Source organism: Rahnella sp. AN3-3W3, assembly GCF_003263545.1.
Lineage (GTDB): Bacteria > Pseudomonadota > Gammaproteobacteria > Enterobacterales > Enterobacteriaceae > Rahnella > Rahnella variigena.
Genome location: NZ_JYDG01000045.1, coordinates 18799 through 34634, shown reverse-complemented (window position 1 = coordinate 34634; position 15836 = coordinate 18799). Strand labels below are relative to the sequence as shown.

The window sequence follows — 15836 nt, the reverse complement described above, 5'->3', positions numbered from 1 at the left end:
ATTACGCGCGGCGCTGGGTTTCGCTCAGCGCCTGTTCAGCCTGATGAAATTTAGTCAGAGCCTGTTGCAGATGCACGGCGTCAAACGGGTTCAGCGGATAGAATTTCTCCTCTTTACGCGGACGCAGCATGATGCGGATTTTGTTCGCTGAAACCCTTTCAAACAGATAGCTGGCGATATCCTCGTTTTCTTCGTCCTTCCATGACAGCAGTAATGCCGCGTGCTCACCGGTGCGGCGGCCAATAAATTGTTCGTGCGACCACAAGCCTTCAAATTCGCCATCTTTTTGTAGTTTTTTACCGCTGAACCACGATGATTCTGCCAGTGTCCACAAAGCCTGTGGTGAGATTTCCTGATGTAACTGACGCCACAGCGGGCGGTTGTTGTCCATTTGCCAGCAGGCCATGCCGAGATAATCATTCAGCTCGCGCCAGTCACTTTCCAGCCTTTCCCGTAATTCAGGATCCTGCACATGGATAAATTGTTGCAGGCCGGTCGCCTGTTCGCCCAGTTTGTTATAGGCAATAACGGTCATTGTGCGGGGCTTGCGACGGAAGGTCACCCACAACAAAAATTTAGGGATGCGGAAGGTAATCGCCTGGACGGTGAGTTTGTAACGGTTGCCACGGGATAGCACCAGGCCATTCGACGTGCCGCGTTTATCCTGATAATTTCTGACGACCACAACGCTGTTCTGGCCCATCCAGCCCATCACGTAATGTTCTTTTTCACTTTCAGCCACATCCAGATCTTGCACGATTTGCGTGATTTTTTCGTTATCGAGTTGAGAGAGGGAAAGTGACTGATCGGCGCTGTAATAGCTTTTATTCAGGGGGACGGCAGCTGGCATAAGAGTATCCACGGTGTTGATGTGGTTTACAGCTTACACTAAGTTGTCATACAGATTTTAGGGCTAACCCGCAAAATTTGCACTTCGTCGTGAACTTTCTGTGTCACAGAGGGGGTTATTAATGAGGGCAAGGACGAAATTTTACGAGGCGTCTCGACAAAAATAACATGGACTATTGTTAATTGCAGAGTGGGGATTATTCTTTCGGCATTATTTTGATGCGCGGGAATAAGCAGGATATATGACGTTACATGAAAAGGTAATTTGCGAAACATTATCGACGATGAATGCGGCTTTTGTTCAGTTAAATGTTCCGCTTATTATAAGGCGTATTCGCCGGAGTGATATTATCTGGCAGCAGCGTCGTGCGAGACGTAATTTACTGCAACCTGAGAAAAATCTGCTTAACTGGCAATGGTTATTTAAGCAGTATAGAAAAAATAAACCTCGTGAATCCGGTTTAGAACAGACGGCTTATGTGTTTTGTCTCAACAATCCTCAGCAGGAGCGGGCTGCGTTCTTGCTTAAGTCATGCCGGCTTCTTACCGGCACGCTTGAGATTAATGCACTGGAAAATTTCTTTCGCAAGACTAAGGGCCATCCTTTAAAAAGAAACATGCTGTATTACTGTCTTTGTGTTACGGTTATTTACACTGACATTCTTGATGTGTGCAAACTGGTAAATAAAGACAGTGTTAAGTTTTATATTAAAGATGTTGTCAATGATGATGTCATGAGGTTTTATCTCTCTGCAGCACCTCTGTCCCAGATTTTAGGTAAGATGGAATGTGAGTCAACTTACTCTTTGTTGAATGAATATGTGAATTTTAATTTTCTTAATCGGCATTATGAATTGTTGAAGTAATAAATTTCAAAAAGAGTAAATATAGCCAACGTAAATTGCTTAGCAGGAGTAGCACATGGATTTAGATAGGGAAAAAATGCATCATTTGACTCCAAGGCAGGTGAAGATGGTGGAAAAAATTGTCGGATTTTTAAGATACTGTGATGAAAAACACCAAGGTGAAGAGGATATCGAGGGTTTTGAAGGGGGAGGAGTTTTGCTTGGCCCACCGGAAGCTTTTTATCGCCCTTCTAAGGACTGGAATAAATTACCCTGAAGTGACTCCTTGTCTCCCCGGGTTGGTGTTGATTTCATAACGCGGGGATAAATTGCTTACTCGGCATCGAACCAGTCGCTGTTTTGCTCGGCAATCGGTGTGATGGTTGAAATCATTTCCTGCAGATGGGTACGGATGGCTTTTTCCGCGGCATCCGGGTTACGGGCTTTGAGCCCTTCAAAGATGGCGTAATGCTGCGCAATCAGACTTTCCGGAGGTGACACCTTACTCAGTGTTAAAAAGCGCACGCGATCCATCGTCGCTTTAATGTGTTCGACCGTTTCCCACGCCAGTTTGCAATCTATGACCTGCGCAATTGTGCGGTGGAATTCATCATCGAGAAGTAAAAATTCCTGCGTCTGCTGACTTTTTGCTGCCAGAGTTTGGCGTTCGAGATTGTGTTCGAGCAGCGCCAGATCTTTGTCTGTCGAGACCATTGCCGCACGGCGCACTACGGCAGTTTCGACGGCTTCACGAATGAAACGGCCGTCCGCTACACGTTTAGATGAAATTTTCATCACATAGGTACCGCGCTGCGGCAAAACCTGAACCAGTCCGGCTTCGGCCAGTTTGATAAAGGCTTCGCGAACCGGCTGGCGGGATACATTGAAACGGGTCGATATTTCTTTTTCCGACAGAAATGCTCCCGGTGCGATGGCACAGGTGACGATGTCCTGACGCAAGGTGCGGTAAATCTGCTGATTAACCGGCACATTACTGAGAAATTCAAAGGAGTCTGTCATGGGCAAATGTTGTCTTTATAGTCGGGAAGCCATAATACTAACATGAGTTTTCTCAGGATTTTGAGATTGTTAGCGCAAGAATTACTGTGAATTGATATGTTCACGACAATACAGTTTTTTGTAGGCGGCGGGTGTGATGCCCAGCAGTTTGCGAAATACCCGGCGGAAATAGGCCACATCATTAAAGCCGGTAAGGTGAGCAACGTCCGCCACATTGCCGGTATTGGCCAGTAAAAGCTTTTCAGCTGCCGTCACCCGTTGCTTATGTAGCGCATCGGTCAGCGTCATCTGGAACGTCAGACGAAAAACCCGCCCGAGATAATCTGCGTTGCAGTGCAGGCGTTCAGCCAGCTCCGTCGCACCCAGTGGTAAATGAAATTGTGTTGTGATCAGCTGGCGCGCTTTATACGCCAGCGCAACGCCGGGACCATCAGGTTCGACGTTTTCCGGCCAGGCGCGACAGACTTCCTGTAAAAGTAATAGCAAGAACAACTCAAGGGAATTTCCGCCGCGTTCCTGTTCATATAAAAATAATCTGAAGAGCGTCAGAATAGTCTCCCGGTCTTTGACTTTACAGTGTTGTGGAATATCCAGCTGTATAGAGGGATTATTTTGCTGTGATTGAATAATTGCCACGTCTTTCACGAAATCAAAATGCAACCAGTAAAATTTTAAATCAGAATCGAATGTGGTTAGCCCTTTATGTTCACGTCCGGGGAATAATAATAAACTTTCGCCTTCATGCACGTCAAAACGTGTATTTTCCTCCTGCAATGACAAGGTGCCATGGACCACATAAATTAACTCATGCGAACTGAGTCTCCGGGTCGGATGTGTGCCAATTCCTCTTGAAATGAACAGGCCGCCATTTTGAACTTTCACGGGGTAATTTACTGGAAAAGCAAGGCATTCAGTCATTTTACAGGCTTCCGGCGGGATGTTTAAGCCTGACCCTAGCACAGGGATGGGCGACTGCCAGTGACGTGGCGGGAGGTTTTGATCTGCTTCACAGATTGAAACTGCAAGTCGGAATTGTCCCGTTTAACTACTTTATCCTCCTCTTGTTGACGTGATGCCTCTGTGCCAGATTGACCGCGTACCTTATTTATTCTTCGGAATGATGTGAATAATCAGCCTTATTTATCCTGTTCCTGTTGCTTATTAATAAAGATATAAAAGCGAGGAAAAAACATGTCAACGGATTCCATTAATACCGGCGCATCCCCGGTAACGGGTGAGGGCGGAATAATTTCAGCCAACGCTAAACTTTCTGTGAGTGAGAAAATAGGTTATGGGCTGGGAGATGCTGGTGGCACGATAATAACCTGTCTGATCACCAGTTTTCTGACATTTTTTTATACCGATGTTTTCGGCCTGACGCCTGCGATTGTCGGCACGCTGTTTATTTCCCTGCGTGTGATTGACGCGATTTCTGATCCACTGATGGGCATTCTGGCTGACCGCACGCAAAGCCGCTGGGGACGTTTCCGGCCGTGGCAATTGTGGATTGCGTTACCGATTGGCGTCGTGGGTTTCCTGACGTTTACCGTGCCCGGTCTAAGTGGCGACGCCAAAATTGCCTACGCCTTTTTCACGTATTTTCTGCTGTCCGTGTCTTACACGGCGATCAATGTGCCGTACTGTGCCCTGATTAACACCATGACCACTGATCATCGTGAGGTCATTTCCTGCCAGTCCTGGCGTTTTGTGCTCTGCGGTGTGGCGGGATTCATGGTGTCTGTCGGGTTGCCCTGGCTGGTACAGGTGCTGGGCAAAGGGAATGCTGCAGCCGGATATCAGCAGGGTGTCGGTCTGTTGTGCGCCGTTGCGGTGGTGATGTTTCTGTGGTGCTTCTTCACTGTGCGTGAGCGCCTGCCGCTGGCGCTGCTCGGCCAGTTCAGCGTTAAAGAACATATCCGTGGCATGTTGAAAAACGACCAGTTGCTGCTGGTATTGCTGATGTCTTTCCTGCTCATCAACGTGTTTAACCTGCGCGGTGGCGGCTACATGTATTTCATCACTTACGTGCTGAAAGGCGGCGCGGGCTATGCCTCGATGTTCTTCGGCATGGTGACGCTGGCGTCAATTCTCGGCGCGGTGATCGTCAATCAGCTGACCAAATTTATCGACAGCGTCCGGTTGTACATGATCACCAATCTGGTACTGGCGGTATTTTCTCTGCTGCTGTGGTTTTTGCCCGCCGGTGAGCAGCATCAGACGCTGTGGCTGGGCATCATTTTTGTTCACTGCGTGATCCTCGGTTTCACGCTGCCGCTGCACTTTTCCCTGATGGCCTTCGCCGATGATTACGGACACTGGAAAAATGGTATCCGTTCTTCCGGGATGAATTTTGCATTCAACCTTTTCTTCATCAAATTAGCCTGGGCATCAAGCGCCGGGATCATCAGCCTGGTGTTCATTCTTGTCTCTTATCAGGCTGGCGCGGAGCACCAGACTGCGGCGTCGCTGAGCGGGATCACTCTGCTGGAAACCCTGTTGCCTGCGGCGATGCATCTTCTGCTGGCGATCACTCTGATGTTCTGCAAGCTCGATAACACATTGCTGACGCGGATGTCGCATGAACTGGCCGCGAAAATTTAATCGTTATTTTTCTATTCAGGAGGTTGTATGTCGTTTTCTCCGGTTGAATCTTTAGAAGTGCCGCTCGATAAGGTCAATATTTCTGACGCGTTCTGGCTGGAATATCAGAGACTGGTCAAAGACGTCGTCGTGCCATATCAGTGGAAGGCCCTTAATGATGAGGTCGCCGATGCAGAACCGAGTCATGCCATTGAGAACTTCCGCATCGCTGCTGGGCAAAGTGATGGCGAGTTTTACGGGATGGTTTTCCAGGACAGCGATGTGGCGAAGTGGCTGGAAGCTGTCGGCTATTTACTGGCAAAAACGCCGGATCCTGCGCTGGAAGAAACGGCAGACCAGGTGATCGAACTGGTGGGCGCGGTGCAGCAACCGGACGGCTATCTGAATACGTATTTCACCGTGAAAGAGCCGCAACAGCGGTGGACGAATCTCGCCGAATGTCATGAACTTTACTGTGCCGGACATCTGATCGAAGCCGGCGTGGCTTACACTCAGGCAACCGGAAAAACGCGCTTGCTGGAGATCGTCTGTAAACTTGCCGATCACATTGCGGATGTTTTCGGGCCAGGAGATAAACAGCTGCACGGCTATCCCGGTCATCCTGAAATCGAACTGGCACTCATGCGGTTATATGAAGCTACCGGTGAAACCCGTTATCTCGAGCTGACCCGCTATTTTGTCGAGCAGCGCGGTACAGAGCCGCATTTTTACGATATTGAATATGAAAAACGCGGCAAAACATCGCACTGGAATACTTACGGTCCGGCGTGGATGGTCAAAGATAAAGCTTACAGTCAGGCCCATCAGCCGGTTGCGTTACAGAAGACGGCTATCGGACACGCAGTGCGCTTTGTGTATTTGTACGCCGGCGTCGCTCATCTGGCGCGGTTGAGTCAGGATCAGGAAAAGCGCGAGGTCTGCCAGCGGTTGTGGGAAAACATGACTCAGCGGCAAATGTATATCACCGGTTCAATCGGCTCACAAAGCAGCGGCGAAGCGTTTTCTTCCGATTACGATTTGCCGAATGACACGGCGTACACCGAAACCTGTGCGTCGATCGGGCTGATGATGTTTGCCAACCGTATGTTGCAGATGGATCCTGACAGTCGCTATGCCGATGTGATGGAGCGCGCGCTCTACAATACCGTACTGGCCGGAATGGCGCTCGACGGCAAACATTTCTTCTACGTGAATCCGCTGGAAGTGCATCCGAAAAGTATTCCGTTCAATCATATCTATGATCACGTAAAACCAGTGCGTCAGCGCTGGTTCGGTTGTGCCTGCTGCCCGCCAAACATCGCACGACTGCTGGCTTCACTCGGCCATTACATTTATACCCAGCGCCCGGACGGCGTGGATATCAATCTGTATATCGGCAGTGACGTGCAGGCGATGGTCGGCGGTAAACCGTTGCGGCTGAAGCAGTCCGGTGGTTATCCGTGGACAGAGCATGTTCAGATTGAAATAGACACCGATCAGCCGCTTGAAGCCACGCTGGCGCTGCGTTTACCCGACTGGTGCGCCAGTCCGCAGGTGACGCTTAATGGTAAGCCGCTGGCGCTTTCCGCTCTTACGCGCAGCGGATATTTACGTCTGACGCAGGACTGGCAGAAAGGCGATCGCATTGAAATGACATTACCGATGCCGGTAACGCGCGTGAAGGGGAACGCCCTGTTGCGGCACGTTGCAGGTAAAGTGGCAATACAGCGTGGCCCGCTGGTGTATTGCCTTGAACAGGACGACAACGGCAGTGAACTGCATAACTTACGCCTGCCGCAGGATGCACAATTCCGCCTGATCTCCGGCAGCGGACTGCTCGCTGGTAAAACGTTATTGCAGACGCAAGGTGAGCGTCGCTTATCAGTTCAGGCCGGTCAGCAACCGTTATATAGCTTCAATCCTCCGGAAGAAGAAACGACGATGCAAAGCATGACATTTGTGCCTTACTTTAGCTGGGCGAACAGGGGAGAAGGGGAGATGTGTGTGTGGGTTGATGAGGCGTGATTTGAGTAGAGTTAAGTTTAAGAAAACCCGGCATGATAACCGGGTTTTTTCATGATGCTCAGAACAAGATGTTCAGAACATCAGTTGTGAGACAGGGTCGTGGCCGGGGTCTGTTTGGGTGGTTTAATCACGAAGAACACCAGAATTGCGCCCAGTGCGGCGACGCCACCGGCCAGAATAAAGGCGCTGTCGAAGCGACCAGTGTTTTGTACGATGAAGCCGGTCACGACCGGACCGATGATGCCCGACACGCTGCCGACCAGATGGATAAATCCGCTGGTGCCGCCGACGCGGGATTTATGTACCACGTCCTGAATAATCGCCCAGTAAATAGCGCCGGTGGTGTACAGGAAGAAAATAGATACAGACATCAGGATAACCGCCGGAACCACGCTGGTGACCACGCCAGCCAGTGCGACACAAATCGCTGCGGCTAACAGACTGACGACTAATATAATTTTACGTGACAGTAATAAACGGCCAGTGATATTAAAAATCTTATCGGAAATATATCCGCCCAGTGCCAGACCGACGAATCCGACAATCCACGGAATAACCGTTGTCAGGCTCATCTCTTTAATGTTCAGACCATGCGCCTGCACCAGATATGCCGGGAACCAGCTCAGGAAGAAGAATAAAATATAGTTGTAGCAGAAGAAGGCAAAAGCCGTCACCAGGATAATGGGCTGGCGTAAATAATAGCCCAGACCATGCGCGGCCTGTGCCAGATCTTCTTCTTCACTGATATTTTCATTCTTCATCTGATCAACTAAACGTAATTCTTCCGGTGAAACACGTTTACTTTTTAGCGGATTGTCCGCAACGGTAAAGAACCAGACCGCCATCCAGATAATCCCGATGGAAGCGATCACCATAAAGGCCGGGCGCCAGCCGAAGGAAATCGCTAAATACCCGACTATCGGCCCGGCAACAGCACCGCCGAGAGGTGAACCGGCGCTGAGCAATCCCATCGCGGTAGCCGCCTGTTTCTTCGGAAACCATCCGTTGATCATCTTATTTGCCGAGGCACAAATCGGCCCTTCAGCCATACCGAATAATACCCGCAGAATTAACATGGAATAAAAGCCGGTCGCGAAAGCGGTCATACCACAAAATACCGACCATAATCCGACGGCTAATCCCATCACCAGCGTCGGGCCGAATTTATCCACGGCCAGGCCGCCGATAAAGTTAAATATCGCGTAACCGAAGAAGAAACTGCCAAATATCATGCCGAATTGTTCGGGATTAATGGTCAGCTCTTTTTCTATCATCGGGACAGTGATCGACAGCGCCACGCGGTCGAGGTAATTGATCATGTAAACCAGGAACAGCAGGAATACGATGACCCAGCGTAAGTTCTTGAACATAGGTGCTCCACTTGTCGGTGTTGTTTTAATAGTGTTGCGTCTTTTTGTAGGTTGAATATGAGGTACTACGGGCGGGAGGATATTTAAAATCCTCCCGTCATTTTTCAAAAATTGCCAAATATCAGAATGTCAGTAAAACCTTGCAGCAGGAACGCTGATCTTTCTCAAACAGCGTTAATGCAGCTTCCACTTCCCCGGCAGGCATCCAGTGCGTCACTAGCTTTTCGGGCGCGATTTTCCCTTGCTCCATCCATTCAATCACCTGCGGGAACCGGTGGCTGTTCAGGCGCGATGAAAACAGTGAAATCTCCTTGCTGGTAATACTCTGCTGTGTAACCGAACTCGGCTCGCCGGAAAAACCCATCATGCCGATGCGCGCTGCCGGAGAGGCAAGCAAAATCGCTTCCTGCAAAATGGCCGGGTGGCAGGCGGCATCGACAATAAGCGTCGGGCGTACACCTTCGGCAGCCAGTTCATCTGCCACGCTGCGCTCGCTGTTGTTGATGATCCAGTCCGCGCCACTGGCCTGCGCCATCTGCAACCGCTCGTCGATACGGTCGGCGACAATCACTTTCTGCACGCCGTACACGCCCTTCAGTACCTGGATCACCGTCAGTCCCATCGGGCCAGCGCCGTAGATAAGCGCAGTGTCCTGAGGTGTCGGTTTGAGAAAGGCGGTGATATTGGCCGCGATAGTAAAGGGTTCAACCATGCTGGCGAGTTTGTCCGGGATAGCGGCCGGAACCACGTAGGCGTTTTTCGCCGGTGCGCAGGCATAATCACTAAAACCTCCATCGCGGTGGACGCCGATCACCTGCAATTGGGCGCACACATTCGGGCGGCCAATCGAGCACGGATAGCAATGTCCGCAGCTGACGACCGGATCGACTACCACGCGTTCCCCGATGCGTGAAGCCTCTACACCTTCGCCGACGCTGTCGATGTGGCCGAAAAATTCATGACCAATCACCCGCGGGTATTTCGCGAACGGATTGTGACCATGATAGATATGCACATCGGATCCGCAGATACCGGCGTAACTGACCCGAACTCGTACTTCACCGGCGGCAGGTACCGGCAAAGCACGTTGCTCGATGACTAATTTTCCGGGTTCTTGTATAACGACGCTGTTCATTTTTGTTCCCTCACCAGTTCCACAAAGTACCGTCTTCCAGACGGGCTACCGGCAGATAGGCCGGTTCATACGGATATTTCGCGGCCAGTTTTTCGTCGAACTCGATACCCAGCCCTGGTTTCTCGCCCGGATGCATATAGCCGTTGTCGAACGTCCAGTTATGCGGGAAGACTTCCAGCATCTGCTCGGAATATCCCATGTATTCCTGCACGCCAAAGTTCGGCACCCACAGGTCGAAGTGCAGGGCAGCGGCCATGCAAATGGGTGAGAGGTCAGAAGGCCCGTGTGAGCCAGTACGTACCTGATACAGCGAGGCAAAATCGGCAATACGACGCATACCGGTAATCCCCCCCGCATGAGTAATCGTGGTGCGAATATAGTCGATCAGTTGTTCTTCAATCAGCTGTTTGCAATCCCAGATGCTGTTGAACACTTCGCCGACCGCAATTGGCGTCACCGTGTGCTGGCGGATCAAACGGAAGCTTTCCTGATTCTCAGCCGGTGTCGGATCTTCCATCCAGAACAGGCGATATTCTTCGATGCTTTTGCCAAAGCGCGCGGCTTCAATTGGCGTCAGGCGGTGGTGCATGTCATGCAGAAGATGTTCATCAAAACCGAATTTATTGCGTACGGCCTCAAACAGTTTTGGTGTGAAATCGAGGTATTTTTCGGTTGACCACAATTGTTCTTCCGGCCAGTTACCTTTCGTTGCCGGTTCGTAAGCCAGGCCTTTGCCTTTCGCCATACCGTAAGTTGTTTTCATGCCCGGCACGCCGCATTGCGCGCGAATGGCTTTGAACCCAAGCTCTTTATGTTTGGCGTAATCGTCGAGTACTTCATCAATGGAATGGCCGGTGGTATGACAGTAAACCATCACGCCGGTGCGTGATGCGCCACCCAGCAACTGATACAGCGGCATATTGGCGGCTTTAGCTTTGATGTCCCACAGCGCCATATCGACGGCAGAAATGGCCGACATGGTAACCGGCCCGCGCCGCCAGTAAGCGCCTTTGTAGAAGAATTGCCAGATGTCCTCGATCTGATGCGCATCGCGGCCGATCAGTTGCGGACAAACGTGATCTTTCAGATAGGAAGCGACCGGCAATTCGCGGCCATTCAGCGTGGCATCCCCGATACCGGTCAGCCCGCTGTCAGTAGTAATTTTCAACGTAACAAAGTTGCGTCCCGGGCAAGTGACAAAGACTTCAGCATTCACGATTTTCATCGGTTAAGACCTTCTGCAGTAAAAGTAGGAAGCATTTTCTATGGTTATAAATACGCCATATGCAAACTACCATACAAGTATGCAGATCGTTTTTTGCCGGAGAAGATCACACTTTACGAGGTGAAAAGCGAACGTATGCAGAGGGGCAGGGGAGCAGGAAACTTGAGCGGGTAATAAAAAGCCTCCATGTCAGGAGGCTGTGCGATTTATGCCGTTTTTTGGTATTTCTCGATGAGTTTGAAACAAATCTCAAGAGTCTTTAATTTATCGGCGCGGTTACGTTCAAAGTCCTTTTGTGTTTGGCGTTTTGTAATACTTTGTTTTAATAACATAATAGCCTCCTCCATCTGAATGCGTTGATTACACCCGTTCGCTTTTTGAGCGAAAAACAAGCCGATCATACGCTTTTTGGTGCGACGACGTATAGGCGTTAAAAAAAATAATCTCCGGCTTTACGTCGCAGATATAATTTTCGATAACGGCGCTTAAGCCTTCAAAAAATCTCAGGTAGTTTGCCCGGCTAAGCAGTTTTTGCGGAAACAACTTATCGAACACTGATTTGCCATTGCGCTTATCTGCGGGTATGTCATCCCATGCCGTGTCGTAAAACGTCACGATATGTCCGTGTTTATCTTTTCCGGACTCACCGATGATTTCCGCCATCCGTTGAAAACTATCCGTTGAAGCGCAGGAAAAATGAAGAAACAAAACTCTGAAAACTTTGATTTCTTCGCAGGGAAGGGTGAACTGAATATCGTAAAAGCTTAAATCTGCCTGGTGTGAAAAATTGATAACCTGATAATAATCCATGAAATATCAGCGTGTTTTGTAAGGTGGCGCTTTTATATCATGGGTTTTTACTCTCAATACTTATCGTTTTTGAATTCAGGAATATGCCTTCCAAAATAGTTTTGGTTTACATTGCAGGCAGTAGTTTTTATGAATCAACCTCGCATTTTTACGCCCGCATTTTGGCGGACGTTTTTGATGCTCTTTGTCTTCTGAAGCAACTTATTCCGCCAGCCGCATCACTTCTTCCCATACCGTTTCATCTGCCGGGATCCCCAGACGGCGGTTTTCCTCGCGGTTGGCGGCGGCTGTCTGGCCGGGGTAACGGACATCGCGGCTGTTTTCAGCCGGTTCTGACTGATTCACGTAATCCGCGACGCTGTCCGCCATGCGTTCAGTGAATTCAGCGCCACCTAACTGCGTCGGGTCGAATACCATGAAAATCTGGCTGGCGCCGGTGCAGCTCCCTTTACCGATTTTGTCTATTTCATTGGTGGGCGAGCCCGCTGAAAGCAACGCGGCCATGGCGTCCAGCACAATCGCCAGCCCCGAGCCTTTCCAGTAACCGGTGGGTAAAATGCGCATGGAGGCTTCGATCGGACCCGGATCATCTGTCAGATTTCCTTCTTTATCGTAGCCGCCAGGGAAGGGCAGTTTTTCGTTTTTCAGCCGCGTCACCTGCAATTTGCCGTAGGAATACTGCGACATTGCCATGTCCAGCACAATCGGACCTTTGGTTCTTGGTACCGCCATGACAAACGGGTTATTGCCGACGCGGGTGTTTTTTCCGCCCCAGGCGGGCATGCAGGATTCCGTATTGGTCCAGCACATCGCCGCCATGCCTTGTTGTGCTGCATACCAGCCATAACTGCCGCCGCGCATCCAGTGACTGCTGTTTTTCAGCGCCACGATCCCCACGCCATACTCTTTCGCCATTTCGGTGGCTTTATCCACGGCGAAGAGTGCGTTGGTGATGCCGATACCGCGGTTGCCGTCGAAGATAGCAATGGCGCCGAGGGATTTTTCCAGTTCCGGTTTGGCGTGGATATCAATCCAGCCCTTATGAACGTAATCGACAAAACGCGCTACCCGGTTGAGGCCATGTGATGCGATACCGTCACAACTGGATTCTGTATGGATCCGTGCACAGGTCCGTGCATCTCTCTCATCAAGTCCCGCTTTTTGCAGGGCACGCTGGATGGTTTGTTGCATCAGGCTGAATTCAATTCTTTGCATGGTCGGCTCCGGTTGAAAGCTCTGTGGATGTCAGGGGAAGATGCTCTTCGGTCTGACTAAGAATATTGTTATCGCCCCATAATTTTTCATAAGGCCAGCCGGTGAGTTGCTCGGTGATTAAGCGCGTTTCCGGTGTGACGTCATATTTACTGCCACCGGCTTTAAGGCGTTCAATTTCATTTACCAGCAGGGCATGGTTATGGCGGGTGAGGCGGAATTTCATTGAGCTATATAATCCCACCAGCAGGAAGATGACCGATCCCGCGCCAAATACCAGTGTGATACCGTAAACGGCTTCGGCAGGTTGCGTGGCACTTTTCGGTGTGAATCCGTAATGCTGTAATAACAGGCCTACCCCAAATAACGCCACCGCCTGAACAGCTTTACGCACGAAAGTCATAACACCGGCAAAAATACCTTCGCGTCGTTTTCCTGTCAGCATTTCATCCACATCTGGGATAAAACTGTAAATATTCCAGCAAACATAACTGGTACCGGAACGTCCCACGCCCATTAAAATAACGGAGAGATAAAGCAGCGCCATATTAAAAGGTAATTGCAATAAATGGATGGCTAAAAATAACCCGACACTGGCCAGCATAAATAATTGTGCAATACGATATGACGCGCCATTGCCTAATTTCATACACAGGAAAATAAACAAGGCAACGCAGACGAACTGCACCAGTGTCATTAATGTCATCGCATTAGAAGCAGTAACGGTATTCTGGCCGAGAACAAAAATAATATAATACGCCAGCACAGCGCCAAGGACGTCGAGCGCCACATAGCCTCCCAGGTACATCCCGACATGCTGGCGGAAGGTGCGCACTCTCATGGTCGACACCAGCGATCTGAACAGATGCTTCATATCGCGGCGGAAAGAGAGTTTTGGCGTAGCGACATCAACCGGGATAGGCCGTTCCCAGGTGTAGAAATAAAGCATCAGGATTACCACGGCAAACAACACGCCGAAAATTACCCCCATAATCAGGAAAGATGAGGAGGAATCTTCACCTAGATAAGCAATAATGCGCCCCGGCAACCAGGCCGCTAATATTGCGGCGCCGGTAGAGAAAAACATTCTGACACCGGTCAGTTTAGTGCGCATTTTAAAGCTGGAGGTCATTTCGGCTGCCAGCGTTTCATAAGGTACAATCGCCAGCGTGTAAGCGGCGTAGAATAAAATATAGGTAAACAGGTAGTACCAGAATCCCATCCCGCTGACCCACATAATAATGTAAGTCACCATAATTAATGGTGCGCCGAATAAGAAGAAGAAGCCACGCCGTCCGTATTTTTTTCCCAGAGGGTTGCGGTAAAAATTATCCGTGACATAACCCATCAGTGGATCGAAAAAAGCATCCAGCAGGCGGGCGGTCGCAATAACAGCTCCGGCCTCTGCCGGACTTAATCCGGCATAAGTGGTGTAGAAATACATTATCCACAGACCCAGTACTGCAAAACAGCCACCGCCGAAGAAATCACCCCCGCCGTAGGCCAGCATATTTTTTACCGATATCGTCTTTCTTTATGATGATTAATCATACTACCCCTGGTTTCCGTCACCGGATTAATAAGAGTCGTCAAAAGAAATGCGTCGTTTGTGCCCGCAGAAATTCAGAAATGAATTATTCAGCGACATCGGCAGAGTAAAATTAGGCAATGCGCATCTACCATACAAGTATGCGGATAAGCTTTTAGCGGAGAAGATCACAAAAATAACGGCAGATTTGCTCTGTACTGCAAGACGGATCACAGTACAGAGAATGAACAGAAGAAGAAAATGTTAGCCTAAAAGTTCGCAGTGAGGGGGTAAACGACACCGAATGGCAGAGGGAAGAACTTCAATTTTGAACTGTTTACCGGTGAGCGGTTCGCCGTCGAGATTGAACGTCATATCGTGCGGTGCGGTGATTTCGAGCCAGGGCAGACTGGCGGACACAATATTTTTGTTCTCTTCATTATTGAGCAAGCTGCGCAGGAATGACGGCAGCAGCTCCTCTGAGGTCAGCAGACGTAATTGCAGCAGACCATCGTTAATCAACGCGTCCGGGCATATTTGTTGCCCGCCACCGGCCTGGCGGCCATTACCAATACCGATTACCAGGGCATCGCCTTCCCAGCGAAAATCCGGGCCTCTGATTTCACAGCGGTCAGCTTTCAGCGTATCCAGACGTAAGAGACCGTGGATGAAATAGGACACGCCGCCAAGCGCTGCTTTGAGTTTTTCTGGCGTTTCGGTTGTGATACGCGTGCCGAATCCCCCGGTCGCCATGTTGATAAAGAAATGCTGGTCATTCACTTTGGCCAGATCGATATCGACCGCGCGGCCTTTGACCGCCAGCTGTAACGCCTGCTCTGGCTCGAGGGGAATATTGCAGGCCGTTGCGAAATCATTTGCGGTGCCCAGCGGCACGATGCCGAGCACGGGGCGTCGTTGTCCCTCGTATTGTGTCAGCGCACCCGCCACTTCATTAATGGTGCCGTCGCCGCCACCGGCAATCACGGTTTCGCAGCCCAGTTTAATGGCTTCGTCCACATATCGCGCGGCGTCTCCGTACTCCCAGGTGACACGCACATTGAGATCCTCGCCCTCTTTGCGTAGCGCGCCGATGGCGATCCGCAGCTCTTCGTTGCCTGCGCCTTTTCCATTTAAAATCAGCATTGCTGTGGTCATGTACGCTCCTTTTATCTACTTACACCAACAATAGATGAAAGTAGTGGCATTTGGCTATCGGATAAATCAGCGAAAAGTTGAC

Annotated in this window: 15 protein-coding genes; 4 read left to right on the top strand and 11 right to left on the bottom strand. The window is 50.1% G+C overall.

All coding sequences use genetic code 11. The features are described 5' to 3' along the window. Position 1 precedes the first annotated feature (1 nt). On the bottom strand, positions 2-850 hold the full coding sequence (locus UC15_RS13400) for a hypothetical protein (RefSeq protein WP_112288910.1): 849 nt from the start codon (positions 848-850) through the stop codon (positions 2-4). A gap of 241 nt (positions 851-1091) precedes the next feature. On the opposite strand from UC15_RS13400, the gene UC15_RS13395 reads away from it, so the two are divergent. Beyond that, complete coding sequence (locus tag UC15_RS13395; protein WP_112288909.1) at positions 1092-1715, top strand: hypothetical protein; 624 nt, start codon at positions 1092-1094, stop codon at positions 1713-1715. A 55-nt stretch (positions 1716-1770) separates the two neighbouring features. Beyond that, positions 1771-1971 carry a hypothetical protein gene (locus UC15_RS13390; protein ID WP_112288908.1) on the top strand — a complete coding sequence of 67 codons (201 nt, stop codon included), beginning with the start codon at positions 1771-1773 and terminating at the stop codon, positions 1969-1971. 56 nt (positions 1972-2027) lie between these two features. On the opposite strand, the gene UC15_RS13385 is transcribed toward UC15_RS13390, so the two are convergent. Next, positions 2028-2714, bottom strand: coding sequence for a GntR family transcriptional regulator (locus tag UC15_RS13385; protein WP_112288907.1), 687 nt, complete (start codon positions 2712-2714; stop codon positions 2028-2030). 81 nt (positions 2715-2795) lie between these two features. Continuing rightward, a complete protein-coding gene (locus UC15_RS13380) occupies positions 2796-3632 on the bottom strand; it encodes an AraC family transcriptional regulator (protein ID WP_112288906.1) in 837 nt (278 codons plus the stop codon). Positions 3633-3905: 273 nt separating this feature from the next. Between UC15_RS13380 and UC15_RS13375 the strand changes: the two genes are divergently transcribed. Together UC15_RS13375 and UC15_RS13370 are read left to right on the top strand one after the other, a co-directional pair. Next, positions 3906-5315 carry an MFS transporter gene (locus UC15_RS13375; RefSeq protein ID WP_112288905.1) on the top strand — a complete coding sequence of 470 codons (1410 nt, stop codon included), beginning with the start codon at positions 3906-3908 and terminating at the stop codon, positions 5313-5315. 27 nt (positions 5316-5342) lie between these two features. Further along, positions 5343-7319, top strand: a complete 1977-nt coding sequence (locus UC15_RS13370) for a glycoside hydrolase family 127 protein (RefSeq protein WP_112288904.1) — start codon at positions 5343-5345, stop codon at positions 7317-7319. A gap of 80 nt (positions 7320-7399) precedes the next feature. Here the strand turns inward: UC15_RS13370 and UC15_RS13365 are convergent, their stop codons facing one another. The 8 genes from UC15_RS13365 to yegS form a co-directional block, all read right to left on the bottom strand. Next, positions 7400-8689, bottom strand: coding sequence for an MFS transporter (locus tag UC15_RS13365; RefSeq protein ID WP_112288903.1), 1290 nt, complete (start codon positions 8687-8689; stop codon positions 7400-7402). A 121-nt stretch (positions 8690-8810) separates the two neighbouring features. Beyond that, positions 8811-9824, bottom strand: coding sequence for a Zn-dependent oxidoreductase (locus tag UC15_RS13360; RefSeq protein ID WP_112288902.1), 1014 nt, complete (start codon positions 9822-9824; stop codon positions 8811-8813). Positions 9825-9834: 10 nt separating this feature from the next. Then, a complete protein-coding gene (gene manD / locus UC15_RS13355; RefSeq protein WP_112288901.1) occupies positions 9835-11049 on the bottom strand; it encodes a D-mannonate dehydratase ManD in 1215 nt (404 codons plus the stop codon). Between the two features lie 206 nt (positions 11050-11255). Further along, positions 11256-11381, bottom strand: a complete 126-nt coding sequence (locus UC15_RS26180; protein ID WP_255563943.1) for a hypothetical protein — start codon at positions 11379-11381, stop codon at positions 11256-11258. A gap of 28 nt (positions 11382-11409) precedes the next feature. Further along, positions 11410-11859 carry a hypothetical protein gene (locus UC15_RS13350; RefSeq protein ID WP_112288900.1) on the bottom strand — a complete coding sequence of 150 codons (450 nt, stop codon included), beginning with the start codon at positions 11857-11859 and terminating at the stop codon, positions 11410-11412. A 201-nt stretch (positions 11860-12060) separates the two neighbouring features. Further along, the gene (gene yiaK / locus UC15_RS13345) at positions 12061-13074 is read right to left on the bottom strand and encodes a 3-dehydro-L-gulonate 2-dehydrogenase (protein WP_112288899.1); all 1014 of its coding nucleotides are present in this window, start codon (positions 13072-13074) and stop codon (positions 12061-12063) included. Further along, entirely contained in the window at positions 13061-14581 is a 1521-nt protein-coding gene (locus tag UC15_RS13340; protein WP_112288898.1) for an MFS transporter, read from the bottom strand. Before UC15_RS13340 ends, yiaK begins: the two co-directional genes overlap by 14 nt. Before the next feature lie 282 nt (positions 14582-14863). Continuing rightward, complete coding sequence (yegS, locus tag UC15_RS13335; RefSeq protein WP_112288897.1) at positions 14864-15754, bottom strand: lipid kinase YegS; 891 nt, start codon at positions 15752-15754, stop codon at positions 14864-14866. Positions 15755-15836: the final 82 nt, after the last annotated feature.